Raw genomic sequence first — 25,088 nt, 5'->3', positions numbered from 1 at the left:
GACGATGAAACGGTCGCCCAAGCCCCTAAAGCACAAAGGCCGCGCTGGAAAGCGCGGCCCAAGCCTGCAACGGCAAGATGCCGTCGCGTTTTAGCGGGAATAGAACTCGACCACCAGGTTCGGTTCCATCTGAACGGCGAAAGGAACGTCGCCCAGGCCCGGAACGCGCTGGTAAGTCGCCACCATCTTGTTGTGATCGGCTTCGATGTAATCCGGCACGTCGCGCTCGGCGAGCTGCACGGCCTCAAGAACCATCACCATTTGCTTCGACTTTTCGCGAACTTCGATGACGTCGCCGGCATTGCAGCGATAGGAACCGATGTTGACGCGAACGCCATTCACCTTCACGTGGCCGTGGTTGATGAACTGGCGGGCAGCCCAGATGGTCGGAACGAACTTCGACCGGAATACGATCGCATCGAGACGCGACTCGAGAAGGCCGATCAGGTTTTCCGAGGTATCGCCCTTGCGGCGGTTGGCTTCCTCGTAGGTCTTGCGGAACTGCTTCTCTGAGATGTCGCCGTAGTAGCCCTTCAGCTTCTGCTTGGCGCGCAGCTGAAGACCGAAATCGGAGATCTTGCCCTTGCGGCGCTGGCCATGCTGACCGGGACCATATTCACGCTTGTTGACCGGGGACTTCGGGCGACCCCAAAGATTTTCACCCAAACGGCGGTCAATCTTATACTTCGCGGATTCGCGCTTGCTCATCGCATTTCCTCAACAGGTTAGAACCCGCTGCTCACGCAACAGGTCAAGGAAACGCGCCCTCCTCTAACCGCCTGCGGCAGTTCGACAGGACCCTTCACGCACTGCGGTGAAGAGGTCCACGGGACACGTCAAATAAAACACCGAGCATCTCTGCCCGGCGTTGGCGCGTGATTAGTCGCTTAGCCGGTTGAAGTCAACAGCTCGGCCGGACAGGTCGCAACGCTGCAAACCTTTCCTTCATTGCCGCTGCGGTAGCGTGGGCGCAAGGATCAAGCAGCTTTCGGGAGCAGAACCCATGGCAATAGCGAAGCAGGCGCTCAACTCCGTGCATGCGGCAGCCGTGTTCAACCGGCGGATCCGTGTTCTCGCCGGCCATCTCGCCAACCACCTGGAGGACGGCCGCGTGCTCGACGTGGGCTGCGGCGACGGAACGCTCGCGCGTGCCGTGATGGAAATGAAGCCGGATCTGACATTTTCCGGCATCGATGTCTTCCTGCGTCCGAGCGTTGCCATTCCGGCGGAGGTTTATGATGGTGTCACTATCCCGTACGCGGATGACGCATTTGACTGGGTGACCATCGTGGACGTGCTCCACCACACCGACACTCCGGCGGCCGTTCTGAAGGAATGCGCGCGGGTGGCAAGGCGCGGCGTGGTGATCAAGGATCATTTTCGCGACGGCCTCTTGGCAGACAAGACGCTGCGCTTCATGGACTGGGTGGGCAACCGCGGCCATGATGTCCGCCTGCCCTACAACTACCTGTCCAGACGCGAATGGCACGCGATCTTCGACGCCATCGGTGTGGAAAGCACCCGCCTCGACCCGCAGCTCAACATCTATCCTGCGCCATTTGGTGCGATGTTCGACCGGCAGCTCCACTTCGTCGCGACGGTGCGAAAGAACGCAAGGTTTGCGGCAAGACAGTCTCGAAAGGCCGCTTAGCCCGGCCTTCGACTGATCCTCAACCCGAAACGCGGACGTCCTCCGCAAGCGTCAGGCCGAACCCCTGAAGCAGGCGCTTGGACGCCGCACTGACCTTGCCGCTCGTGAAGGTTGCGACGTCCGGCGCATCGTCAGTTCTCGCGTTCTCTGCGCCATTCTTGTCGAGCAGGGTCATCGCGCGTCGCGCAATTGCTTCGGCCGGGTCGAGCCAGTCCACCGGCCAGGGTGCTACCTTGCGCATGCGGTTTGCCAAAAATGGATAATGGGTGCATGCGAGCACAACGATGTCCGTGCGCTTGCCATCCTGTTCGAGAAAACAGGGCATGATCTCGTTCTTGACGGCTTCCTCGTCAACAAAACCATCGCGCATGTAGGTTTCAGCCAACCGCGCCAGCTGGGTGCTTCCGACCAGGCGCACATGACATTTCTGCGCCCATTGGGTGATCAGGTCGCGGGTGTATTGCCGCTTCACGGTGCCGGGGGTAGCGAGAACGGATACTAGGCCGGAGCGGGTGCGCTCGGCCGCCGGCTTGATGGCTGGCACTGTGCCTACGAACGGCGTGTCGGGGTAAGCGGCACGCAGGCTGCCGAGCGAAAGCGTCGACGCCGTATTGCACGGGATCACCACCAGTTCGGGCGTGAAACGGTCGAGAAGGTCACCAAACAGGGAGACAATCCGGGCGTCCAGCGCTGCTTCTTCCCAGTCGCCGTAAGGAAAGGCCGCGTCATCGGCCACGTAAACGAAGCGTCGATCCGGCATGAGGACACGGGCTTCGCGCAGCACGGTCAGCCCGCCGACACCGGAATCGAACATGAGGATCGGACGCTCGCTCATGCGTCGTCGCCCTTGGGGGCGAGCCGCGGCTGCCTTTGCATGCGAGGCGTATCTGCCGCCTGCTTGCGCTCCGGATAGCCGACGCCGCGCGGCTCACTGGGCGAGAAGTAATCGAGCGACGACACGATGCCCCGCAGAACCTTGATCTCGCCAAGCGTGAAGCCCGGACGCGTGAGCACGGCGCGCAGCCGGTCCACCATCTTTTCCTTTTTTGCTTCCGGCCGGAAATAGCCACGTGCGGCCAATGCCGTTTCCAGATGGTCGAGAAGGCCATGCAGCTCTTCGCGGGGCGCAGGGGTGATGTCGGGTCCGCGGAACGGCGTGTCAGCTTCGGTGGCAAGGCCCGACTTCATCCATTCGTAGGCCATCAGAAGAACGGCCTGCGCGATGTTGAGCGAAGCAAAAGCGGGGTCGATCGGGAACGTGACGATCGCATCGGCGCGCCCTACTTCTTCATTGGACAGGCCAAAGCGCTCGCGGCCAAACAGAATGCCTGTGCGCTCGTCCGCTGTCTCCCGCGCCCGCAAGACAGGAGCCGCTTCAACCGGCGCCAGCACCGGCTTGAAGCCATCGCGCTGGCGCGCCGTGGTTGCGAGCACGTAGGTGAGATCAGCAATCGCCTCTTCAAGCGTCGGAAACACCGTGGCCTGGTCGATCACATGATCGGCCTTGGCGGCGGTTGCGCGCGCCGCTTCGTTGGGCCAACCGTCACGCGGCGCAACAAGACGCAACTCGCTCAGGCCGAAATTCGCCATGGCGCGCGCAACCATGCCGATGTTCTCGCCCATCTGCGGCTCGACCAGGATGATCGCGGGGCCGTTCACTTCATTCTGCTCGCTCGACATGGAAGACGATGTCCTGTGCCATGTTTTGCCTGCGGAGGAAACGCTGCACGAAACGTCGCTCGCCTTTGCCTTGCCGGAAGCGAATGCTATAGGGGCCGCACTCCCTACGGACCCGCCCTTCCTGCCCAAAGACGAGGCTTTTCATGACGAAGATCAAAGTAGCGAATCCGGTTGTCGAACTCGACGGCGACGAGATGACCCGCATCATCTGGCAGCTGATCAAGGACAAGCTGATCCACCCTTACCTCGACATTCCGCTCGACTATTATGATCTCAGCGTCGAAAACCGCGACGCCACCGATGACCAGGTAACGATCGACTCGGCCAACGCGATCGCCAAGCACGGCGTGGGCGTGAAATGCGCCACCATCACGCCGGACGAGCAGCGCGTCGAGGAATTCAACCTCAAGAAGATGTGGAAGTCGCCCAACGGCACGATCCGCAACATTCTTGGCGGCGTGATCTTCCGCGAGCCGATCATCATGAAGAACGTCCCGCGCCTGGTTCCAGGCTGGACGCAGCCGATCATCGTCGGCCGTCACGCTTTCGGCGACCAATATCGCGCAACCGACTTCCGCTTTCCCGGCAAGGGCAAGCTGACCATCAAGTTCGTAGGCGAAGACGGCCAGAACATCGAGCACGAAGTGTTCCAGGCACCGGGTTCTGGCGTCGCGATGGCGATGTACAACCTCGATGAGTCGATCCGCGAATTCGCCCGCGCCTCGCTGAACTACGGCCTGCTGCGCGGCTACCCAGTGTACCTGTCCACCAAGAACACGATCCTCAAGGCTTATGACGGCCGCTTCAAGGACATCTTCCAGGAAGTCTACGAGCAGGAATTCGAGGCGCAGTTCAAGGAAAAGAAGATAACCTACGAGCACCGCCTGATCGACGACATGGTCGCCTCGGCGCTGAAGTGGTCAGGCGGCTATGTTTGGGCCTGTAAGAACTATGACGGCGACGTGCAGTCCGACACGGTTGCACAGGGCTTCGGCTCGCTCGGTCTCATGACCTCCGTTCTGATGACGCCCGATGGCAAGACGGTGGAAGCGGAAGCCGCCCACGGCACGGTGACCCGTCACTACCGCCAGCACCAGAAGGGCCAGGAGACTTCCACCAACTCCATCGCGTCCATCTTTGCCTGGACCCGGGGCCTCGCGCATCGCGCGAAGCTCGATGACAATGCGGACCTCGCCCGCTTTGCCGACACGCTGGAACGGGTCTGCGTGCAAACGGTTGAAAGCGGCCACATGACGAAGGACCTTTCGCTCCTGATCGGTCCAGACCAGCCGTGGCTCTCCACCACCGGATTCCTCGACAAGGTTGACGAGAACCTCCAGAAGGCGATGGGCGCCTGAGCCCCTTCGCGAAACAGCCGAAAACAGCAAAAGGCGCGGTGGAAACACCGCGCCTTTTTGGTGCGAAGTACAGCGTCTATGTTCGAATTGCGCAGTTGGTGCTGGCCGAAAAGAAGGTCGGATACGAGCTAGTGCCGATCGACATCTTCGCCGAAGATGGTGCTCCAGACTGGTATGCAACGCTCCACCCGTTCGGCAAAATACCATCCTTCCAACATGGAGCGCTGACACTCTTCGAGACGTCTGCAATCACGCGCTATGTGGATGAGGCATTCGAAGGAACGCCTCTCCAGCCCGACGAGCCGGTCGCGCGAGCCGTGATGAACCAGATCATTGGGCTACTCGATGCTTATGCCTATCCTTCCTTGGTTTGGGATGTTTTCGTCGAGCGCTGTGAGCGCAGCCCTTCCAACGAAGAGCGGATAGCAGCCGCCTTGCCGCGAGCCCGTCTTGTCCTGGGAACTTTGTCCCGCCTGAAAAGGGAAGGACCTTGGATGCTTGGAAACCAGCTGACACTCGCCGACCTCCACGCCGGACCAATGCTGGAATATTTCAAGCGCGCGCCTGAAGGCGCTGCTTTGCTTCAAGAGGTGCCTCTGCTGGAAAAATGGTGGGCTCGTTTGAAACACCGGGAGAGCTTCCGCAGCTTAAGCTCCTGACGCGTCTTTGTCCTTCCCTCTGGTAGTCTAAGCTTCATTCATGAGTCGCAGCCGGAGAATATGATGGATAAGATCACCCTCTACACGAACCCGATGTCCCGCGGCCGCATCGCCCGATGGATGCTGGAAGAGGTCGGCGAACCCTACGACACGCACCTCGTGCAGTACGGAGCGCCGATGAAGGGCGAGTATCGCAGCATCAACCCGATGGGAAAAGTCCCGGCCGTTGTTCACGGCAGCAAGGTGATCACCGAATGCGCGGCAATCTGCGCCTATCTCGCCGACGCCTTTCCCGAAGCCGGCCTCGCGCCGGAGCCCGCCGACCGCGCCGACTATTATCGCTGGATGTTCTTTGCTGCGGGACCGCTGGAATCAGCCGTGACCAACCGGTCGCTCGGCGTGCAGGTGCCGGACGAGAAACGTGGCTTTGTCGGCTATGGCAGCTACGAGGAAGTCATCGACACGCTCGAAAAGGCGGTGGAAGGCAGGTCCTTCATCGCGGGGGATCGCTTCACGGCAGCCGATGTTTACCTTGGCTCCCATATCGGCTTCGGCCTGTCCTTTGGCTCGTTTGAAAAGCGACCGGCGTTTGTCGCCTACCATGAACGCCTGAAGGAAAGGCTGGCCTTCAAGCGCGCAAACGAACTCGACGATGCCGCCATGCCAGCCCAGCCGTAGGCCACATTCGGCGGCACATCGTTGCTGACGCGTCTGTGAACAGGAGCAGGGCTGACGCCAAGGCTGATCGGCCCATATTTCAGGTCTCACTGAACAAGGGAGACTTCTTCATGACCAAAACGCCGATCCTCCTCGCCGCAGCCTTTGTCGGCCTGTCCCTGCCTGCCTTTGCGCAAACAAGCTGGGTCGAGATCGACGACGACGTGATGGTCGCACCGTTCAACGTGGAAGCGGACGACCTTGATGACATGGACATTCACAACAGCGCCGGGCAGGAGATCGGCGAAGTTGAAAAGGTGATCGGTACCAACGAGACCACGCCGACTGCCCTTGTTGTGGAGTTTGACGGCGAAGCCGGCTACCCGGACCGGGACGATGTGGTTGTGCCGCTCGACCGCTTTTCCATGAACGGCGACCGGCTGGTGCTGAACGCCGATGCCGCCGCGGTTGAGGGGTTCCAGACCTACGACGACTGAGGAACAGCAAGGTGGCTGGCGAGATGCCGCCGGCCACCCCTTTTACGATCAGGCTGCAAGCGCAGCCCTAACGGCAGCAATTGCTTCGCCTGCCCGGCTGCCGTCCGGCCCGCCGGCCTGGGCCATGTCGGGCCGCCCGCCTCCGCCTTGGCCGCCAAGCGCCCCGGAAGCCACCCGAACAAGATCCACAGCCGAAAAGCGGCCAACGAGGTCCGGCGTCACCCCGACCACGGCGCTCGCCTTGTTGTCTTCACCGACGCCGATGAACACCACGATGCCAGACCCGATCTGGCCCTTAGCATCATCGACGAGAGGCTTCAGGTCCTTTGGAGCGACGCCCGTGACGGAGCGCCCCACAAAGGTGATGCCCGCGACGGTTTCGCTGTTCGCTCCGCCGCCCGCTTCGCTGTTTCCGCCACCCAGGGCCAGCTTGCGCCGGGCATCCGCCAATTCGCGCTCGAGCTTGCGGCGCTCTTCCACAAGCGCTTCCACCCGGGCAGGCGCGTCGGCCGGCGCCACCTTGAGCGCCGTGGCAACCGCCTTCAAGCGACGGTCCTGTTCGTCCAAGTGGCGACGGGCCGCATCGCCGGTGACAGCCTCGATGCGTCGCACGCCAGCCGCCACGGCCGTGTCAGCAAGCAAGCGAATCAGGCCAATGTCGCCTGTTGCCGTGACATGCGTGCCGCCACACAACTCAGTGGAATAGGCCTTGCCGGCCCGTTCGCCATCCGTGGCGGTTCCCATCGACACCACACGAACCTCGTCGCCATATTTTTCGCCGAACAGGGCCATGGCGCCTTCCGCGATGGCATCATCCACGGCCATCAAGCGAGTGGTCACGGGGCTGTTCTGGACGACAATCGCATTCGCCATGCGTTCCACGTCTTCCAGTTCCGCCGGCGACATCGGCTTCGGATGGGAGATGTCGAAGCGCAGCCGCTCCGGCGCCACAAGCGATCCCTTCTGCGCGACGTGGGTGCCAAGCACCTCGCGCAACGCTTCATGGATGAGGTGGGTGGCCGAATGGTTCGCGCGCAGCCTCGTGCGGCGCGCATGATCGACCGTCATCTCCACGGCCATCCCAGTGCGCACCAAACCTGACACGACTTTGGCAGCGTGAACGAAGATGCCGTCGCCCTTTTTTTGCGTGTCGGTGATTTCGAGCTTGAAGCCCTCGCCGGTCATCGTACCCGTGTCGCCGACCTGCCCCCCGGACTCGCCATAAAACGGGGTCTGGTTCACCACAACCAGCACCGTTTCGCGCTCTGAAGCCTCGTCAATCTCGGCGTTCTCGCGCACAAGCGCGGTGACGACCCCCTCCGCCTGTTCGGTGTCGTAGCCAAGGAACTCCGTGGCGCCCACGCGATCCCGCACGGCAAACCAGACGGTTTCCGTTGCCGCGTCGCCCGAGCCGGACCAGTTGGCGCGGGCTTCTGCCTTTTGACGCTGCATTGCCGTATCGAAGGCCGCCACGTCCACCCCGATGCCACGCTGGCGGAGGGCATCCTGCGTGAGATCGAGCGGGAAGCCGAACGTGTCGTAGAGCTTGAACGCGGTTTCGCCGTCGAGCGTGCCGCCCTCGCCCAAGTCCTCCGTTGCTTCCGACAGCAGGGTGAGCCCGCGTGCCAGTGTCTTGCGAAACCGGCTTTCTTCAAGCTTCAGCGTTTCAGTTATGAGCGCCTGGCCGCGAACCAGCTCCGGATAGGCCTGGCCCATTTCGCGCACCAGCGCCGGCACAAGCTTCCACATCACCGTGTCGGATGCCCCGAGCAGCTGGGCGTGGCGCATTGCGCGCCGCATGATGCGGCGCAGGACGTAGCCGCGGCCTTCGTTGGACGGCAGAACACCGTCGGCAATAAGGAAGCAGGACGAGCGCAGGTGATCGGCAATGACCCGGTAGGATGCAATCGTTTCCGGCGTGGTGCCCTTGCCGAGTGCCGACGCAATGGCATCGATCAGATGCCGAAACAGATCCGTTTCGAAGACGCTTTCCACGCCCTGCAGGATGGAAGCCATGCGCTCCAGACCCATGCCGGTGTCGATCGACGGCCGCGGCAGGTCGACCCGCTCCTCCTTGGTGACCTGTTCGTATTGCATGAAGACGAGGTTCCAGAATTCCAGGAACCGGTCGCCGTCTTCTTCCGGGCTGCCGGGAGGACCGCCCCAGATATGCTCGCCGCGGTCGATGAAAATCTCCGAGCACGGTCCGCAGGGTCCCGTGTCACCCATGGCCCAGAAGTTGTCGCTCGTGGCGATCCGGATGATCTTGTCATCGGAAAAGCCGGCGATCTTCTTCCAAAGCGCGGCCGCTTCGTCGTCCGTGTGGTAGACCGTGACGAGCAGCTTATCCCTGGGAAGGGCGAACTCCCGGGTGATCAGGTTCCAAGCAAGCTCGATCGCTTCGGCCTTGAAGTAATCGCCGAAGGAAAAGTTGCCCAGCATCTCGAAGAAGGTCAGGTGGCGAGCCGTGTAGCCGACATTGTCGAGATCGTTGTGCTTGCCACCGGCGCGCACGCTCTTCTGGGCCGTGGATGCGCGCGTATAGGGCCGCTGTTCAAGACCGGTAAACACGTTCTTGAACTGCACCATGCCCGCATTGGTGAACATCAGCGTCGGGTCGTTGCGCGGGACGAGCGGACTCGATGAAACCACCTGATGCCCGTTGGCTGCAAAATAGTCGAGAAAGGTCGACCGTATGTCGTTGACGCTGCTCATGCTTCCGGCCTTCGAAGGAGTGCCGCGGCTGCGGCCTAGAGAACCGGCCTTTTAGCGCCAAGCCGCGGTCAGTGTCCAGAACGTGCGGCCCGCCCCTGCACGCCTTCCAGAACAGAGAAAAGGCGCCGGATCGCTCCGACGCCTTTGATGTCAGCCTTCCGCGGCGATGTCGCCGTCGTCGTCTCCGTCCAAACCGCCGGGACCGCCATTTTCAAGGAACTTCTCGGCGATCAAACCCGCATTCTGCCGCAAGGTGAGTTCCACCTCGCGCATGACTTCCGGATGCTCGCGCAGGAACAGCTTGGCATTTTCACGCCCCTGCCCCAGGCGCTGCGAATTGTACGAGAACCAGGCACCCGATTTCTCGATCACGCCAGCCTTGACGCCAAGGTCGACCAGCTCGCCGGTCTTCGACACGCCTTCGCCATACATGATGTCGAACTCCACCTGCTTGAAAGGCGGAGCCAGCTTGTTCTTCACCACCTTCACGCGGGTCTGGTTGCCCACCACCTCGTCGCGATCCTTCACCGAGCCGATGCGGCGGATGTCGAGACGCACGGAGGCGTAGAACTTCAGCGCATTGCCGCCCGTGGTGGTTTCCGGCGAGCCGAACATCACACCGATCTTCATGCGGATCTGGTTGATGAAGATCACCATCGTGTTGGAGCGCGAGATGGAGGCTGTCAGCTTGCGGAGCGCCTGGCTCATCAGGCGAGCCTGCAGGCCTGGCAACGAGTCGCCCATCTCACCTTCGATTTCCGCCCGCGGGGTCAGCGCTGCAACGGAGTCCACCACCAGAACATCGATGGCACCTGAGCGCACCAGCGTGTCGCAGATTTCCAGCGCCTGTTCACCGGTGTCCGGCTGCGAGATCAGGAGGTTTTCCAGATCCACGCCGAGCTTACGGGCATAAACTGGATCAAGCGCATGCTCAGCATCCACGAAGGCGCAGATGCCACCCTTCTTCTGTGCTTCCGCAACCGTGTGGAGCGCCATGGTGGTCTTGCCCGAGCTTTCCGGGCCATAGATTTCGATGATGCGGCCCTTGGGCAAGCCGCCAACGCCCAACGCAATATCGAGGCTGAGCGAACCGGTGGAAACGGTTTCAATTTCGACTACCTGCTCGTTCTTGCCGAGCCGCATGATCGAGCCCTTGCCGAAAGCACGCTCGATCTGTGAGAGCGCCGCATCCAGAGCCTTTGATTTATCCACCGAACTTTCCTCGACTAGCCGCAACGAATTCTGCGCCATGATACAACACCCCTTGGTCGTTTATCTTGGTCGAAAGTGAGGATCGACCGGCTTACCCACGGGACAGATGTACTGCCTTTGTTCTCATTTTACAAGGGGCAACAAGCGACTGTTTACAAACGGAATTTAGTCCTATGTTTTCCCTTCGTTCTTCGATGCTGGCGATAGTATGACGCAAGGGAAGGACTGTGACAGGTCCACCGCGCGGCACTTGATGGCCCCGGAGCCGCGTTGCGATTCTGCCTCCCAAGGAAAGCCACCGCCGCAGACGCGCGGCAGTGGCCGGGCCGAAGGAGCGGGCAGCCACCTCAGGTGATGGGCGTAAGGTAGATTTCCACGCGGCGGTTCTGCGCACGACCGGCTTCGGAAGCGTTGGACGCGATCGGCTGCGTTTCGCCATATCCGTTGACCGCAAAGCGGCGGCCGTCTACGCCTTGGGCGCTGAGGTAATCGGCGACCGAGCTCGCGCGACGCTGCGACAAACCGTAATTGTAGGCGTCGCTGCCTTGCGAGTCGGTGTGGCCGTTCACGTCCACGATCGTCTGGTTGTACTTCTTCAGAACAAGCGCCACCGCGTTGAGAGTGCCATAGAAGCCCGGCATCACCGCGTCCTGATCGGTCGCAAAAGTGATGTTGGACGGCATGTTGAGGACAATGCGGTCGCCCATGCGCGACACGGATACGCCCGTGCCCTGAAGCTGGGCGCGCAGCTCGGCTTCCTGTCGGTCCATGTAAGCGCCAGCTGCTCCACCGGCCAAGGCGCCGATGCCCGCGCCGATCAGCGCATTGCGGCGATCATCGCCACCCACAAGCATGCCGCCCAGTGCGCCGAGACCAGCGCCAATTGCTGCGCCTCCGGCCGTGTTCGAGATCTTCTGCTGGCCGGTGTAAGGGTCGGTGGTGCAAGCGCCGACGAGCAGCGCTCCCGTGATTGCAGTGGCGACGATGACGCGCATAAATGGATCCCCCTTTTTCGGTCCTGAAACGCCGAAGCGGCCGGCTTCGGCAAGCCGGCCGCTCTTAACACAGAATGCGGCGAAAGGTGGATCGCGGTTGGTTATTCGTCCTCGGGCGCGCCGGGCTTGGTGGGGTTGGAGGCGGAAACCGGGTCACTGGCCGGGAAGGTTTCTTCAACCGCTTCCGTCAGGGACCCCCTTTTGTCCACACGCGCCTTGTCGGATTTCTCCTGCTCGAGCGACTTTACCGCCGGTGATTCGGCCGCATGTGCCTTGTCCTGGGGGTTCGAATTCATGGCGCGTCTCCGCTGGTTACATCGCTTGGGAAACGCTCTCCCCAAGGCTCGGTTCCGACGAGGCCCGCACTGCGCCTACTTGTTCGCAGGGGCTCCTTCCAGAACCTCCTTTACCGTTGATGCGAGTTGCTTCAGTGAAAACGGCTTGGGCAGAAAGCCGAACTGCGCGTCGGCTGGCAGGTTGCGCGCAAAGGCATCCTCGGCGTAGCCCGACACGAACACGAACTTGATGTCCGGCTGACGCTTGCGCAGTTCGCCCAGCAGCGTCGGACCATCCATTTCGGGCATCACCACGTCCGACACCACAATGTCGATCTTGCCGTCGAGCTGCTCGAAGATCTCCAGGGCTTCCACGCCGGAGGAGGCTTCGTGCACCGTGTAGCCGCGCGAGGTCAGTACCCGCATGCCGCCCATTCGCACGGCATCTTCGTCTTCCACAAGAAGCACGGTCGCTGTTCCGGAAAGATCCTGCTGCACGGCCACGGGCGCCACCGGCGCGATCTCTGATGGGGCAGCCGTATCCTCTGCGGGCGCAGGTTGGACTTCCGCCACGTGGCGCGGCAGGAAAATGCGGAACACCGTTCCCTTGCCCACTTCGGAGTCGCAGAAGATGTAGCCGCCGGTCTGCTTGATGATGCCGTACACCATGGAAAGGCCGAGGCCTGTTCCTTCACCCACCCCCTTGGTGGTAAAGAACGGCTCGAAAATCTTCTTCATGATTTCCGGCGCGATGCCGCTGCCGGTGTCCTGCACTTCCACCACCACGTAATCGGCGGGCACCAGTTCGCGGTATCCGTAGCTGTCGGCATCGTCGGCCTGGACATTGAGGGTCCGCACCGTGAGTTCGCCGCCGCCGGCCATGGCGTCGCGCGCGTTGACCACCAGATTGACGATCACCTGCTCGAACTGGCCGATGTCGGCGCGCACTGGCCACAGGTCGCGACCATGGTCGATCTGCAGCTTCACCTTGTTGCCCACGAGCCGCGCCAAGAGCATGCGCAGATCGGCCAGAACGTCGGTCAGGTTCAGGACCTGGGGCCGCAGCGTTTGCTTGCGCGAGAATGCAAGCAGTTGGCGCACCAACGAAGCCGCCCGGTTTGCATTCTGCTTGATGTTCATGATGTCAGGGAAGGACGGATCCGACGGACGATGGTTCGTCAGAAGCAGGTCTGAGGCCATGATGATGGCGGTCAGCACATTGTTGAAGTCGTGCGCGATGCCGCCCGCAAGCTGTCCCACGGCCTGCATCTTTTGGCTTTGCGCCATCTGGTTTTCGAGCGCCTTCTGCTCCGTCGTTTCCACGACGTAAACGATGGCCGCTTCTTCGGCGCCTTCTTCGCCTTCGCCCAGGTCGGCAACTGCGCTGACATAAACCCGCATGTGCCGCTCTTCATTGTTGGGCAGCACGGTGTCGATCGGGGCGATATCCGCCTGCCGCTGTCGCGCTTTCTCGAAGGCGGCCTGCAGGGCTGGGCGATCCCGCTCGTGGATCACACTGTCGAAGCGCAGCTTGCGATCTACCGCGTCCCGGTCGACCACGGTGGCGAACAGCAAAAGGAACGGTGCGTTGGTGCGCAGGATACGGCCCTGTGCATCAACACCTGCAATCGCCATGGGCGTGGAATTGAAAAAGCGGGTGAAGCGGACTTCAGACGCGCGGAGGTCGGCGGACGAATCCTCGCCTTGCGTGCGGTTGAGGACAATGGTTCGGGAGGCAGCGGGAACCCCATCGCGCGTGGCCGAAACCCGGTGCATGAAGCGAACGGGCAAGGCTTCGCCCGTTGTGGTTGCAAGATCGAGATCGATCACGGCGTTGCGCGTGGTGCCGGGGTCAGCCTTCACGGAGCGGATCAGGGCCATGCCGTCACCGGCCACGATTTCGCGCAGGGTGAGCGATCCCGGCGTAAAGTTCGCAAGATCGACGCCGAGCCATTCCGCAAGCGTCGCGTTGATGTAAGTCACGCCGCCATCGGGATCCGCGGCAAAAAAGCCGGCTGGCGCGTGATCCAGGTGGTCGATGGCCTTTTGCAGGTCGAGAAAGAAGCGCTCCTGCTCGGCGCGCTCGGCGGAGATATCCGCCAGCTGCCAGGCGTTGAGCGGCTGACGCTCGCCCGGCGAAACGAAGCTGCGCGCAACCAGCCGATACCAGCGCGCACCTTCCCCGCCGGTGGGGTGAATGGCCTTGGGCATCCGGAACTCGCCGTCACCGTCGCGTCCGTTGCGCAAACCGGACGCCAGCCGGTAAATGGTGGGGGATGCATCCTGAACGTCGGACAGCAGGCTTTCCACCGTCTTGATGTCTGCGGCGGAGGTGGCGCCCGTCATGTCTGCATAAGCGCGGTTCGCGTAAAGCACGCGACCTTTAGCATCGGTAACAAGCAGCCCCTGCCGCATCGTATCGACGAACGCCTTGGACAGGTCGTCGGAACTCGAACGTGGCGCAATCTGGACGAAGCCGATTGCGGTGGCGAAAAGATATCCCACGCCGATCATCGCCAGGATGCCGAGCATCCCCAAAAGGAACGGATCGCCCAGCCGTTCGCGGAAAAGCGTAAAGAGGATTGCCGCGATGATCAGCACGATGGTGAAGATCAAAAGGCGCGTGACCGTGCCCGGCCGCGTGTTTTGATCCACGACCGGCGCGGAAGACCCCGCTCCATTCAGATCCCTGGCCATGCCTGCTGTCCGATTCCCTGCCCCGGTTTGTTGAATCACATTCCGGTCGGAGCGGAAAGGTGTCGCACCCGAGTTGATCCCGCGCGGAGCGCCGCGCTTGCCGGATGAAGCGGTGCGTGATTAACGTGCCACACCTTCAAGCAGAGCAGCACTGGAAGCTTTTTTGATCGCCTGGTTTGAATCGATCGTCGGCCCCGAATACGCGCCCGCTGTGATGTGGACCGTGATAGCGCTGGCCGTTCTTATTCTGCTTCTCATCGTGCTGCGCTTATTGCGCGGCCTTTCTTCCGGCACCTTCGTGATGGGTGGGCGCAATCGCAAAGCCAGACTGGCGGTGATGGATGCGACGGCTGTGGATGCCAACCGCCGGCTTGTGCTGGTGCGCCGCGACGATGTGGAGCATCTGATTTTGATCGGCGGCCCCACAGATGTTGTTGTGGAGCAAGGCATCCGACCGCCTTATGCACCGCGCCGGGAAGAGCCTGTTGCAACAAGTCAGCGCAGCGTTTCGCCGGCATCGGGGGACGAAGCACCGGCAGCCCCTGCCCCGCGCGCGGAGCGACCGCAAGCCGCGATGGCGAGCGCCGCTACGGCGCGGAGCGCTGCGCCCGCCCCGTCCGCGACGGTTGACACACCTTCCCGCAACGAGCCGCCTGTCTCTGCAGGGCCAACGTCGCGCTCCCAGGCCGCGCCGCCTCCCGCCGCAACCGCGCCCCTGGTTCCGCCACCCTTGGAGCGTGAACCGGCGCGATTGCCTGTGCGGGCAGAGCCCAGCTTCCAAGCGCCTTCGCCGCAGGTCGCGCGCGCGGCTTCAACCGCTCAAGGCGAACGTGCACCGTCGGTGGAACCGCATAGCCTCGACGTCAACATCCACCCGCCCCAGCCGGGCGACCAGCGTTCAGGTGCGCGCAACCGTGATGCGGATGAAGTCTCGCTTGAAGAAGAGATGAGCCGACTGCTCGGCAACCTTTCCCCTTCCTCAGGGCGCTGAGCGGAGCATCGCGTCACAAAAAAGGCGCCTCCCGGCGCCTTTTTCATTCGCAATCTCACCCGACGCTCAGTCGTCGCGATACACCTTTTCGCGCCGCTCATGGCGCTCCTGCGCTTCGATCGACAGAGTGGCGATCGGCCGGGCGTCGAGACGGCGCAGCGCTATCGGCTCACCAGTTTCTTCGCAATAGCCGTAGGTGCCTTCATCAAGCCTTTGCAGGGCCGCGTCGATCTTGGCTATCAGTTTGCGCTGGCGGTCGCGGGCCCGAAGCTCGATGGAGCGATCCGTTTCGGAAGAAGCCCGGTCGGCAAAGTCAGGGTGATTGGCGTTTTCTTGCTGAAGAAGTTCCAGCGTTTCGCGTGCTTCCCGCAGGATGTCTCCCTTCCAGCTCATCAGCTTGGAACGGAAGTAGGAGCGCTGCCGATCATTCATGAACGGCTCTTCTTCAGAGGGTACATAATCTTCGATCACGAGCGCGCTCATAGACTCACCCCAGAACATTGAACCCGGCGCCCTTATATTTCGAGCTAGATTCCTGCACAAGCTGCCAGATGACCCGGACACATGAAAGTTAGTTTCGCGAGATTGTTGTTCTAGCGCAAGGGCTTAAGCGCCACACCCCGGCGACCCTACACCAGCCGAAGCTCAATCGGAACGCAGCTTGCTTTCCGGCCGGGCACCGATTGGCTAAAGAATGCGCGCGACATTCTGTTTGCGTGGGAGGCTCCTATTCCAGTCCGGCTGTTTTTGTTTCGTCACGCCAAAGCGCAGTTTGCGGCATCAGGGATGCGCGACTTCGATCGTCCCCTCGAACCCCGAGGGCTGGACGACGCAAGGGCCATGGGAGCCACCCTTTCCGAGCAGAACCTGCTGCCGGAGAAGGTGATCTGCTCCACCGGCCTGCGGGCACGCCAAACATGGGAAGCCGCGCAAACGAAGCTTCCCGCCGTGGACACGGAATGGACGGACGCGCTCTACAATGCCGACGCCGCCGGTTATCTCCAACTGGTTCATCAGGCACAGGCCGCGTCATCGTTGATGCTGGTTGGCCACAACCCGATGATGGAAGATCTTGCCTTGGCGCTGGCGCAACCGAACGATCCGAAGGCTGACGACATGCGGCGATCGGGATTCCCCACAGCGGGTTTGGCCATCCTGGAATTCGAGGGCACTCTGGAAGGGATCGAGACCGGCAAAGGGCGTGTCGTCCACTTCCTCAAGCCTCAAGGGCGCTAAGGCTCGCGCGGAGCACGACATTACAAAACGGGATCTGCGGCTCTATATGCGTGCGGCAACTTGCATGGAGCTCGCGTGGCGTCTTCCTTGACCAGTCTGACCGATGAAGCGCGGATCGTGTTTGACACAATCGGCGGACGCGCAGCCGGCCTGGTGAACCCTTCCTTGCGGATCGGAGTGACGGGGCTTTCGCGGGCCGGCAAAACGGTCTTCATTTCCGCGCTCGTGCATAATCTTATCCATGGGGGTCGCCTCCCCCTGTTCGAAGCGCAAAAATCTGGCCGCATCGCGCGCACTTACCTCGAAGAACAGCCAGACGACGCGGTGCCGCGCTTCCAATATGAAGATCATATCCGCGCGCTTGTGGAACAGCGGGTCTGGCCCGACTCCACGCGGGCGATCTCGGAACTGCGGCTCACCATCGATTATGAGTCCGCGTCGGGCTGGAACCGCATGTTTTCGCGCGGCCGCCTTTCGGTTGATATCGTTGATTATCCCGGCGAGTGGCTGCTTGATCTTCCGTTGCTCGGCAAGAGCTACACCGACTTTTCGCGTGACGTGTTCGAACTCGCCGCATCCCCCGTGCGGGCCGACCTATCGGCAGGTTGGCGCAAGGCGGCCGCGGCGGTGGATCCTGACCGGGATGCCGACGAGATGGTAGCGCGGGATCTGGCTGAGATTTTTACGAACTATCTGAAGGCGGGGAAGGACGACAGCCGCGCGCTTTCCACGCTTCCGCCCGGGCGCTTCTTGATGCCCGGCGATCTGGAAGGCTCGCCCGCCCTGACCTTCGCTCCATTGCCCGGCCTCGACGATGCGCGCCGCCCCCGTCCCGGCTCGCTTCACGCCATGATGGCGCGCCGCTTCGAGGCCTACAAGACCCATGTGGTGAAGCCGTTCTTTCGCGAGCACGTCACGCGGCTTGACCGCCAGATCGTTCTGGTCGACGCCATGCAGGCGATGAATGCCGGTGCCGGCGCGGTGGCCGATCTTGAACGTGCCCTGACGGAAATCCTGGGCTGTTTCCGGCAAGGTCGCGGCAGCATCCTCACCGACCTGTTTTCCCGCCGCATCGACCGGATCCTGATTGCCGCCACCAAGGCGGACCATATCCACCACGAAAGCCACGACAGGCTGCAGGCCATCGTCCGGCGCATCGCCGATCGAGCGATCGCCCGCGCTGATTTCGTCGGCGCGCAGGTGGAGGTCGTCGCTATGGCAGCCGTGCGCGCGACCCGCGAAGGCACAGCCAATGAGGGTTCGAACGCCCTGCCTGTGATCATCGGAACGCCCTTGGCGGGTGAAACCATCGACGGCGAACGGTTCGACGGACAAACGGAAACGGCGATCTTTCCTGGTGATCTGCCTGCGCAGCCGGGCGCGATCTTCGGCGACCATGGCTCCAGTCATCCGATCCGCTTCGTGCGCTTCCGTCCCCCCAAGCTGGAACAGGGTGCTTCCGGTCTGACCCTGTCCCTGCCTCATATCCGGCTCGACCGGGCTTTGCAGTTCCTGCTGGGAGACCAACTCGCGTGAGCCTTCCGCCGCAACCGCCACGACGTCCCGCCGCTTTCAAGGTGGAGGCTCCGAAGGGGTCGGAAGCGCCCCTGCCGCCGCGTACGCCACGCGCCATCAAGGACAGTTCGGCCGTGCGCGCTGCCGAGTACGACATCTTCGACGAGCCGGACGTGGTGGTGGCAGATCCGCCGCCGGCCACACCACGGCGCAAGCGGTCGCCGCTGACGGCCGTGTTCTTCGGCGCGGTCGGTGCCCTGATCTCTCTTGCACTTGGCTTGTGGGTCGATGCGCTGATCCGCGACCTGTTTGCCAGGGCACCGTGGCTTGGCTGGCTTGGCGCGGGACTTGCGGTTGTGGCCGCACTTGCCCTGCTAGTGATCATCTCACGCGAAGTTCTGGCGATTGCGCGGCTCCGCTCCATCGAGCGCTTTCATTCTCGCGCAGCGCAGGTCGTTGCGAGCGGCGATCCCAAGGAGGCCCAGCGCCTTGCCGACGACCTCAGCGCCTTCGTGTCTTCCAAACCGGAAACGGCTGCCGGTCGACGTGCGATGGATGCGTTGCGCGACGACATCATTGACGGAACGGATCGGCTGAGGCTGGCTGAAACGGAGTTGCTGACGCCGCTGGATGCCCGCGCACGCATCATGATCCTGGATGCTGCCAAGCGCGTAAGCCTGGTGACGGCCGTGAGCCCGCGCGCGTTGTTCGATGTCGCTTACGTGGTGTTTGAAGCCGCCCGGCTGATCCGGCGGATCGCTCACCTTTATGGCGGGCGGCCCGGCACGCTCGGCTTCATGCGCATCGCGCGAGACGTTCTTGCGCATCTTGCGATCACCGGCACGGTGGCCTTCGGCGACAGTCTCGTGCAGCAACTGGTGGGGCAGGGCCTAGCGGCACGGCTGTCGGCACGGCTCGGCGAAGGCGTGGTGAATGGCATGATGACGGCGCGGATCGGGCTCGCTGCCATGGAAACCGCGCGGCCACTGCCCTTCATGGCCGTGCGACGACCGGGCATCGCCGATTTCCTCCAGGCGCTCACGGCTTTCACGAGGGCGCAACAGGATGGCGACGCGAAAGAAAACGCTCCGGCTACCAACCGTTAACCATTCGGCTGCATGGTCAATCTCACGTCTCCGACTTTCTGGTTCCTTCGGGTTTTCTTGTAATGAAACGCGCTCTTGCTTCTGCCGTGGCACTTCTTGCGGCCCTCATGTCTGCGGCTTCACCCGTGATGGCGGCCGAAGACGACAAGACCTTTTTTGAAGGCGTCCAGGGCTCCTGGGCCGGTGCCGGCGAAGTCGTGGCTGGCAAATACAAGGGCACCAAGTTCAACTGCCACTTCAAGGGTTCGAGCCACGCCGAAAAGACCGGCATGGCTCTTGATGGCGGCTGCCGCGTCGGTGTCTTCATGCAGAACATGTCGGCATCCTTCGAGAAAAAGGGAAAGAGCTATTCGGGCACCTTCCTGGATGGCGCTGCAGGCAAGGGCCTAGACGTGATCTCTGGCAGCGTGGACGGAAAGAAGGCTGTGTTCGGCTTGAACCGTTCGCAACTGCGCGGCGCCATGCTGGCGCGGCTGGCAGATCAAGACACGATGAATGTGACCATCTCCGTGCGTGTCAGCGACGACATGGTGCCCGTGATCGGCATGAGCTTGAAGCGGGTGGACGCCACCGCGGTGGGCACCGTCGCCAAGAACTGAGCAGCCCGTCACTTGCGATCGGCCTTCGCCGTTGTATGACTGAACACATCGGCCAGCGCGCCGACGATTCAGTTGACGCGAGGCCATCATGGAACACGAAGCCGCTCACCACGGGGTCGACCTCCTGCCTGTGGTCGCGTTGCTTGCAGCAGGTGTCATCGCGGTTCCGATCTTCAAGCGCTTGGGCCTCGGTTCTATCCTCGGCTACCTTGCCGCCGGGCTCCTGATCGGCCCATTTGGGCTCGGCTTGTTTTATGATCCTGCGTCCATTCTGTCCGTTGCCGAACTCGGCGTGGTGATGTTTCTTTTCATCATCGGACTGGAAATGCGCCCGTCGCGCCTTTGGGGTCTGCGGCGGCAGATCTTTGGTTTGGGCGTCCTTCAGGTCGGGTTCTGCGCGCTGCTCCTGACGCTTGTCGGTTACCTCACGGGCTTCACCCTCATTCAGTCCTTTGTTGCCGGCGCTGGCTTTGTTCTGACGTCGACGGCGATCGTCATGCAGGTTCTGGAAGACCGCGGCGACATGTCATCGGAGGCGGGGCAAAGCGTGGTGTCCATCCTGCTTCTCGAGGATCTTGCGATCGTGCCGCTTCTGGCGCTTGTCGCTTTCCTCGGGCCCGTTTCGGGCGACCATGGCGAAGCGAGCATCCTCAGCCAACTGCTTTCGATTGCGATCGGGATGGGAAGCATCGTCGCCCTGATCGTTGCCGGCCGCTATCTCCTGAACCCGCTGTTTCGCATTCTGGCGGACGCCCATGCGCGCGAAGTGATGACGGCTGCGGCGCTTCTGGTGGTGCTGGGATCGGCGCTCGCACTTCAGCTTGGCGGGCTTTCCATGGCCATGGGTGCCTTTCTTGCCGGCGTTCTCCTTTCGGAATCGACGTTTCGCCACCAGCTGGAAGCGGATATCGAGCCCTTCCGCGGGATTCTTCTTGGCCTCTTCTTCCTCGCGGTGGGCATGTCGCTCGATCTCGCCGTGGTGGCCGCGACCTGGGACCTGATCGCCTTCTACACGCTGGCCTACATGGTCGTAAAAGGTGCCGGCATCTACGTCGTGGGTCGGCTCCGCTCATCGCATCGCGAGTCGCTCGACCGCGCCGTGCTGATGGCGCAAGGGGGCGAATTTGCCTTTGTGCTTTACAGTGCCGCCCAGACTGCCGGGATCATCGACGGACAGGCCAACGCCACGCTGACCGCCATCGTCATCATGTCCATGGTGGTAACCCCGTTGGCGTTGATCGTGCATCGGCGCTTCACGCCCGAAAACCAGCCCTCGCTTGCCGACGTGGATGTTGCCGATGGCCTGAACGGCACAGTGCTGATCATCGGCTTCGGACGCTTCGCCCAGATCGTGGCGCAGCCGCTTCTTCTGCGCGGCGTGGACGTCACGATCATCGACAACGACGTCGAGATGATCCAGGCTGCCTCCAATTTCGGCTTCAAGGTTTATTACGGAGACGGTGCGCGGCTCGACATTCTCCATGCTGCCGGCGCAGGCCGGGCCAAGGCGGTGCTGATTTGCGTCGACAAGGGCGACGTTGCCGTGCGGATCGCCGAGCAGATGCGTGAGGAGTTCCCGCTGATCCCGGTCTTCGCGCGCGCCTTTGATCGCGGCGTGGCCATGGAGCTGCTGCGCGAGGGCGTGGAGTACCAGATGCGCGAGACCTTCGAATCCGCACTCGTTTTCGGCAAAACTGCCTTGCAGCACCTAGGCGTCGATGACGAAGAAGCGGCCGAAACCATCGCCGAAGTGCGTCGGCGCGACGATGCACGGTTCGAAGCCCAACTTGCAGGCGGCCTGCAGGCCGGCCGCGGCTTCATGAAGGGCAACATGCCCGTTCCTGCTCCGCTCGCTACGCCCAAGCGTCGCGGGCGCGCCATGAACGACGGCGCCGCCGATGCAATCCGAATGGAAGAAGGCGACAGCGCGCCGGTTTAATCGATCAGCCGAGCGCCCAACCAGCGCCTGGCTCCACGACGGAGATGCCGCTTCGATCGACCCCGGACAGCCAATCGCGCAACGAACGGCCCTTGAGCACCAGGTCGGGGGCGAGCTCCGCGAAGGGCACGAGAACGAAGGCGCGTTCGGTGATCCGCGGATGCGGCAGTTCAAGCTCCGGTTCGGCTACCGCAAGGCCGTCGAACCAAAGGATGTCCAGGTCGATCAGACGCGGGCCCCACCGCTCCTTGCGCTCTCTTTTGAGTTGCCGTTCCCCTTCGAGGCAGGCTTGAAGGAGCGATTGCGGTGAAAGGGCCGTTCGAAGAGATGCGACTGCGTTGAGAAAGTCGGGTTGGTCAACCTTGCCCCAGGGCGGCGTGCGGTAAAGCGAAGACACGGCTTCCACGCGAATGGCATCGCTTTGAATAAGCAGAAGCGCTTCCCGCATCGTCGCCTTCGGATCACCGAGATTGCCGCCCAGCCCGATGAAGGCGTGGTGCCTGCGCTCAGCCATCCGCTGGCCAGCGCACGGTGGTTTCAACGTAATCCAGGACGCCAGGAACGGGAGCGCTTGGCTTCCGGACGGTGACTTCTGCCACCTGGATCTGCGGAAACCCGGCGCAAAGCGACTGGGCGATGTCCAGAGCCAACGTTTCGATCAGTGCGCGCCGCGTGGTTGTGACGATGTGCTCGATGCGTTGGAAGGCTTGTCCATAATGGACCGTGCCCTCGATCAAATCAGACTCCACTGCATCGCCGCCTTCCACATGGAGCACGGCATCAACAAAGAAGCGCTGGCCGAGCCGTGCTTCTTCTTCCAGCACCCCGTGTCGCGCGAAGAATGCGCAGTTCATCAACCGGATCGTGTATCTCAAGCTTCCGTGCCCTCGCTTGCCATGCGTGTTGCCAGCATAGCATCGGCGATCGCCAGCGCGTCCTTGTTGATCGCGACATCGTGGACGCGAAACAGGGCGCATCCGGCGAGCCGCAGGATCACGCTGGTTGCCGCCGTGCCGGCCGCCCTGTCGCCCGGTTCACGCCCAGTCAGGGTGCCGATGAAGCGCTTTCGCGAGGTGCCCACGAGCAAGGGAAACCCAAGGCCGTGAAGTTCGGCGGCGCGGACCATCAGCGCCATGTTCGCTTCCACCGTTTCCTTGCCGAAGCCGAAGCCGGGATCAAGCACGATCTGACCCTCGGCGACGCCCGCTTGTGCGGCGATGGCAAGAGAGCGCGAAAGAAAGTGCTGCTGGTCTTCAATGGGATCCGGCAACGCAGTGCGGCCGCGGTTGGTATGCATGATCACCAGCCCTGCCCCGGTCGCGGCGGCAACCTCCGCGATGCCAGGCTCGCGCTGCAGCCCCCAAACGTCGTTGACGATATGGGCACCCGCATCCACCGCAAGGCGCGCGGTTTCGGCGCGGTAGGTGTCAATGGAGATCAGCACATCGAACCGTTGCGAGACAGCCTCGATCGCCTGGAGAACTCGCCGCTGTTCTTCCTGCGGCGAAACCGCTTTGTGGCCGGGCCGCGTCGACTCCCCGCCGATGTCGATGATGACCGCCCCTTCTTCAACCAGCCGCCCGGCCTGCCGCAAGATGGCATCGTTCGTTGTGAACTGGCCCCCGTCGGAAAAGCTGTCGGGCGTGACGTTGAGGACGCCCATGATCTGCGCCGCAGGACCAAGCGTCAAAGCTCGTCCGTGCGCCAAACGCCACTGTCGGGCGGGGATCCTGGTTGTTGCCATGCTGGCGCTATGGGGCGGACGCGGCGCAAATGCAACGCCGGAGCCACAAGCGGCAGCACGAGACCCAGGCGCCATTGCCCTCGAAGAGCGTGTAGCGCATGGTCGGATGGAACGGAGATCCCGGTGATGAAGCAGGTTGTGCGGGTATTGGCCCTGGCGATTGGGCTCACGGCGCTTGCCGCGCCCGCGCCTGCCGCCTCCATGCTGAAAAGCTACAGCTACTTCAGCATCGGCGGCCGCACGCTCGAAGAGCTCGAAAAGGAGCTTTCGAAACGCGGCCCGCAGATGAAGAACACGGGCAAGCGACATCCGGGCGCCACCCAAATGGAGTTTACCTCCAAGGTCGGCTACGCGGAACAGAAAGGCTTTTGCCGGATCGCCAAGGTCGGGGTGACGGTTCGCGCCAAGGTGATCCTACCGCGCTGGAAGATGCGGCGGCGCGCCGAACAAGACGTGGCGCTGATCTGGGATACGCTTTCAGCCGACATCAAGCGGCACGAAGAATCTCACGTGATCATCGCGAAGAACCATGCGCGCGATCTGGAAACCGCCATTGCGGGCCTCGGCCGCTTCAAGACCTGCGCGGACGCTCAGGCGAAGGTCGAAGCCGTGACGGAACAGGTCCTTGCAGCCCACGACAAGGCTCAAGAGCGCTTCGACAAGATCGAGGGCATCAACTTCGAAAGCCGCATCCTGCGCCTTTTGAAAGTGCGCATGGAACGCATGTAAGACGGTCAGCCCTGGCGCTCCGGCACGTGAACCACGAGGCCTTCCACCTCGTCGCGCACCTTGATCTGGCAGGACAGGCGTGATGTTGGGCGGACATCATAGGCGAAGTCGAGCATGTCTTCTTCCATCGCCTCGGGTTCCCCCACGATCGCGGTGAACGCCTCATCGACGTAAACATGACAGGTTGCGCAAGCGCAGGCGCCGCCGCATTCGGCCTCGATACCAGGCACGGAATGGCGCAACGCGTTCTCCATGACGGTCGAGCCGTTGGGAGCGTCGATCTCGAAACGCGTGCCGTCGAAGGCAACGAAGGTGATGTTGGTCATGCGTTGTTCCGGCTGATGGTTTTCCCGAGATAAGCTTTCTCCCGGGCCTGTCAATCAATGGTCACAGGCTGCGGCTCAGGTCCCGATTTCGGTTATGAAGCGCAGCGTGTCGGCAATCGAGGCCCGCAGCTTCGTGCACGCGCCGTCGCTTTCAGGGTCGTGTTCAAGCTCGGTCGCGCATTGCGACAGCGCGAAGGCACCAATGCCGGCCGCCGACCCGCGCAAGGCATGTGCTAGAAAGCGACGTTCTTCCGGAGTGGCTTCATCGATGCCTTGATCCACCGCTACCGCCTGGTCCCTGAAAAGCGCAAGCACTTCGCGCTGGAGGTTACGGTCTCCCAGGGTCTGGCGCGCCAGGTGCGCAAGGTCGATCGGCTTTCCAGTCGATTGCGTTGCCGCTTCGCCGGGGATTGAAGCCGCTGGCCAGGAAGTGCTTGCCGCGAAAGCCATTCTTGATTCCAATACGAGAAAAATCAGAACCCCGAGGTACCAAATCGAGGTCGCTGG

Annotated in this window: 26 protein-coding genes; 12 read left to right on the top strand and 14 right to left on the bottom strand. The window is 62.3% G+C overall.

The genetic code is table 11. From position 1 onward, the window contains the following. Positions 1–90 precede the first annotated feature (90 nt). Positions 91–708 (bottom strand): 30S ribosomal protein S4, encoded by a 618-nt coding sequence (gene rpsD / locus J5Y06_RS14085; RefSeq protein WP_209335813.1) that lies wholly within the window; start codon positions 706–708, stop codon positions 91–93. A gap of 295 nt (positions 709–1,003) precedes the next feature. Between rpsD and J5Y06_RS14080 the strand changes: the two genes are divergently transcribed. Continuing rightward, positions 1,004–1,651 carry a class I SAM-dependent methyltransferase gene (locus J5Y06_RS14080; RefSeq protein ID WP_209335812.1) on the top strand — a complete coding sequence of 216 codons (648 nt, stop codon included), beginning with the start codon at positions 1,004–1,006 and terminating at the stop codon, positions 1,649–1,651. A 19-nt stretch (positions 1,652–1,670) separates the two neighbouring features. Here J5Y06_RS14080 and murI read toward each other — a convergent pair whose 3' ends face one another. Both murI and J5Y06_RS14070 read right to left on the bottom strand, forming a co-directional pair. Then, the gene (gene murI / locus J5Y06_RS14075; RefSeq protein ID WP_209335811.1) at positions 1,671–2,486 is read right to left on the bottom strand and encodes a glutamate racemase; all 816 of its coding nucleotides are present in this window, start codon (positions 2,484–2,486) and stop codon (positions 1,671–1,673) included. Next, positions 2,483–3,331: an RNA methyltransferase gene (locus tag J5Y06_RS14070; RefSeq protein ID WP_209335810.1), complete on the bottom strand. Its 849-nt coding sequence runs from the start codon at positions 3,329–3,331 to the stop codon at positions 2,483–2,485. Before J5Y06_RS14070 ends, murI begins: the two co-directional genes overlap by 4 nt. A 143-nt stretch (positions 3,332–3,474) precedes the next feature. Here J5Y06_RS14070 and J5Y06_RS14065 point away from each other — a divergent pair, with 143 nt between their 5' ends. The 4 genes from J5Y06_RS14065 (at position 3,475) to J5Y06_RS14050 (ending at position 6,502) form a co-directional block, all read left to right on the top strand. Continuing rightward, entirely contained in the window at positions 3,475–4,689 is a 1,215-nt protein-coding gene (locus J5Y06_RS14065; RefSeq protein ID WP_209335809.1) for an NADP-dependent isocitrate dehydrogenase, read from the top strand. Positions 4,690–4,727: 38 nt separating this feature from the next. Further along, entirely contained in the window at positions 4,728–5,348 is a 621-nt protein-coding gene (locus J5Y06_RS14060) for a glutathione S-transferase family protein (RefSeq protein ID WP_209335808.1), read from the top strand. Positions 5,349–5,408: 60 nt separating this feature from the next. Further along, on the top strand, positions 5,409–6,026 hold the full coding sequence (locus J5Y06_RS14055; RefSeq protein ID WP_209335807.1) for a glutathione S-transferase family protein: 618 nt from the start codon (positions 5,409–5,411) through the stop codon (positions 6,024–6,026). A 110-nt stretch (positions 6,027–6,136) separates the two neighbouring features. Further along, positions 6,137–6,502 carry a PRC-barrel domain-containing protein gene (locus J5Y06_RS14050; RefSeq protein ID WP_209335806.1) on the top strand — a complete coding sequence of 122 codons (366 nt, stop codon included), beginning with the start codon at positions 6,137–6,139 and terminating at the stop codon, positions 6,500–6,502. Positions 6,503–6,550: 48 nt separating this feature from the next. Here J5Y06_RS14050 and alaS read toward each other — a convergent pair whose 3' ends face one another. The 5 genes from alaS to cckA all read right to left on the bottom strand — a co-directional run bounded on the left by alaS (position 6,551) and on the right by cckA (position 14,396). After that, entirely contained in the window at positions 6,551–9,217 is a 2,667-nt protein-coding gene (gene alaS / locus J5Y06_RS14045) for an alanine--tRNA ligase (protein ID WP_209335805.1), read from the bottom strand. A gap of 150 nt (positions 9,218–9,367) precedes the next feature. Beyond that, positions 9,368–10,468: a recombinase RecA gene (gene recA, locus J5Y06_RS14040; protein WP_209335804.1), complete on the bottom strand. Its 1,101-nt coding sequence runs from the start codon at positions 10,466–10,468 to the stop codon at positions 9,368–9,370. A gap of 308 nt (positions 10,469–10,776) precedes the next feature. Continuing rightward, positions 10,777–11,424: a YiaD family glycine zipper/OmpA-like lipoprotein gene (locus J5Y06_RS14035; protein ID WP_209335803.1), complete on the bottom strand. Its 648-nt coding sequence runs from the start codon at positions 11,422–11,424 to the stop codon at positions 10,777–10,779. A 101-nt stretch (positions 11,425–11,525) separates the two neighbouring features. After that, complete coding sequence (locus J5Y06_RS14030; protein ID WP_209335802.1) at positions 11,526–11,720, bottom strand: hypothetical protein; 195 nt, start codon at positions 11,718–11,720, stop codon at positions 11,526–11,528. Between the two features lie 75 nt (positions 11,721–11,795). Further along, positions 11,796–14,396, bottom strand: coding sequence for a cell cycle histidine kinase CckA (cckA, locus tag J5Y06_RS14025; protein WP_209335801.1), 2,601 nt, complete (start codon positions 14,394–14,396; stop codon positions 11,796–11,798). Between the two features lie 163 nt (positions 14,397–14,559). On the opposite strand from cckA, the gene J5Y06_RS14020 reads away from it, so the two are divergent. Next, positions 14,560–15,387, top strand: a complete 828-nt coding sequence (locus J5Y06_RS14020) for a flagellar biosynthetic protein FliO (protein WP_209335800.1) — start codon at positions 14,560–14,562, stop codon at positions 15,385–15,387. A 66-nt stretch (positions 15,388–15,453) separates the two neighbouring features. Here J5Y06_RS14020 and dksA read toward each other — a convergent pair whose 3' ends face one another. Continuing rightward, positions 15,454–15,870, bottom strand: coding sequence for an RNA polymerase-binding protein DksA (gene dksA, locus J5Y06_RS14015; protein ID WP_209335799.1), 417 nt, complete (start codon positions 15,868–15,870; stop codon positions 15,454–15,456). 264 nt (positions 15,871–16,134) lie between these two features. Between dksA and J5Y06_RS14010 the strand changes: the two genes are divergently transcribed. From J5Y06_RS14010 to J5Y06_RS13990, 5 genes are all read left to right on the top strand, one after another. Further along, on the top strand, positions 16,135–16,623 hold the full coding sequence (locus J5Y06_RS14010; protein WP_209335798.1) for a SixA phosphatase family protein: 489 nt from the start codon (positions 16,135–16,137) through the stop codon (positions 16,621–16,623). 75 nt (positions 16,624–16,698) lie between these two features. After that, positions 16,699–18,159 carry a YcjX family GTP-binding protein gene (locus J5Y06_RS14005; RefSeq protein ID WP_209335797.1) on the top strand — a complete coding sequence of 487 codons (1,461 nt, stop codon included), beginning with the start codon at positions 16,699–16,701 and terminating at the stop codon, positions 18,157–18,159. After that, positions 18,156–19,244 carry a YcjF family protein gene (locus J5Y06_RS14000; RefSeq protein ID WP_209335796.1) on the top strand — a complete coding sequence of 363 codons (1,089 nt, stop codon included), beginning with the start codon at positions 18,156–18,158 and terminating at the stop codon, positions 19,242–19,244. Before J5Y06_RS14005 ends, J5Y06_RS14000 begins: the two co-directional genes overlap by 4 nt. Positions 19,245–19,306: 62 nt before the next feature. Continuing rightward, positions 19,307–19,843 carry a hypothetical protein gene (locus tag J5Y06_RS13995; protein ID WP_209335795.1) on the top strand — a complete coding sequence of 179 codons (537 nt, stop codon included), beginning with the start codon at positions 19,307–19,309 and terminating at the stop codon, positions 19,841–19,843. 88 nt (positions 19,844–19,931) lie between these two features. Beyond that, entirely contained in the window at positions 19,932–21,782 is a 1,851-nt protein-coding gene (locus tag J5Y06_RS13990; RefSeq protein WP_209335794.1) for a monovalent cation:proton antiporter-2 (CPA2) family protein, read from the top strand. A gap of 4 nt (positions 21,783–21,786) precedes the next feature. Here the strand turns inward: J5Y06_RS13990 and folK are convergent, their stop codons facing one another. Genes folK through folP form a run of 3 tightly spaced genes read right to left on the bottom strand, consistent with a single transcriptional unit; the run spans position 21,787 to position 23,511 of the window. Beyond that, positions 21,787–22,296 carry a 2-amino-4-hydroxy-6-hydroxymethyldihydropteridine diphosphokinase gene (gene folK, locus J5Y06_RS13985; RefSeq protein WP_209335793.1) on the bottom strand — a complete coding sequence of 170 codons (510 nt, stop codon included), beginning with the start codon at positions 22,294–22,296 and terminating at the stop codon, positions 21,787–21,789. Beyond that, positions 22,289–22,636, bottom strand: coding sequence for a dihydroneopterin aldolase (folB, locus tag J5Y06_RS13980; RefSeq protein WP_245247852.1), 348 nt, complete (start codon positions 22,634–22,636; stop codon positions 22,289–22,291). Before folB ends, folK begins: the two co-directional genes overlap by 8 nt. Before the next feature lie 17 nt (positions 22,637–22,653). Continuing rightward, on the bottom strand, positions 22,654–23,511 hold the full coding sequence (folP, locus tag J5Y06_RS13975; RefSeq protein ID WP_209335970.1) for a dihydropteroate synthase: 858 nt from the start codon (positions 23,509–23,511) through the stop codon (positions 22,654–22,656). A 141-nt stretch (positions 23,512–23,652) separates the two neighbouring features. On the opposite strand from folP, the gene J5Y06_RS13970 reads away from it, so the two are divergent. Next, entirely contained in the window at positions 23,653–24,255 is a 603-nt protein-coding gene (locus J5Y06_RS13970; protein WP_209335969.1) for a DUF922 domain-containing Zn-dependent protease, read from the top strand. 5 nt (positions 24,256–24,260) lie between these two features. Here J5Y06_RS13970 and J5Y06_RS13965 read toward each other — a convergent pair whose 3' ends face one another. Together J5Y06_RS13965 and J5Y06_RS13960 are read right to left on the bottom strand one after the other, a co-directional pair. Then, complete coding sequence (locus tag J5Y06_RS13965; protein WP_209335791.1) at positions 24,261–24,581, bottom strand: 2Fe-2S iron-sulfur cluster-binding protein; 321 nt, start codon at positions 24,579–24,581, stop codon at positions 24,261–24,263. Between the two features lie 75 nt (positions 24,582–24,656). Beyond that, positions 24,657–25,031, bottom strand: a complete 375-nt coding sequence (locus tag J5Y06_RS13960; RefSeq protein WP_209335790.1) for an Hpt domain-containing protein — start codon at positions 25,029–25,031, stop codon at positions 24,657–24,659. Positions 25,032–25,088: the final 57 nt, after the last annotated feature.

The sequence above is a fragment of the Tianweitania sediminis genome (genome assembly GCF_017813335.1).
In the GTDB taxonomy this organism is placed as follows: Bacteria; Pseudomonadota; Alphaproteobacteria; order Rhizobiales; family Rhizobiaceae; genus Tianweitania; species Tianweitania sediminis.
Note: the sequence above shows the minus strand (reverse complement) of the source record. Positions and strands in the feature narration are given on the sequence as shown.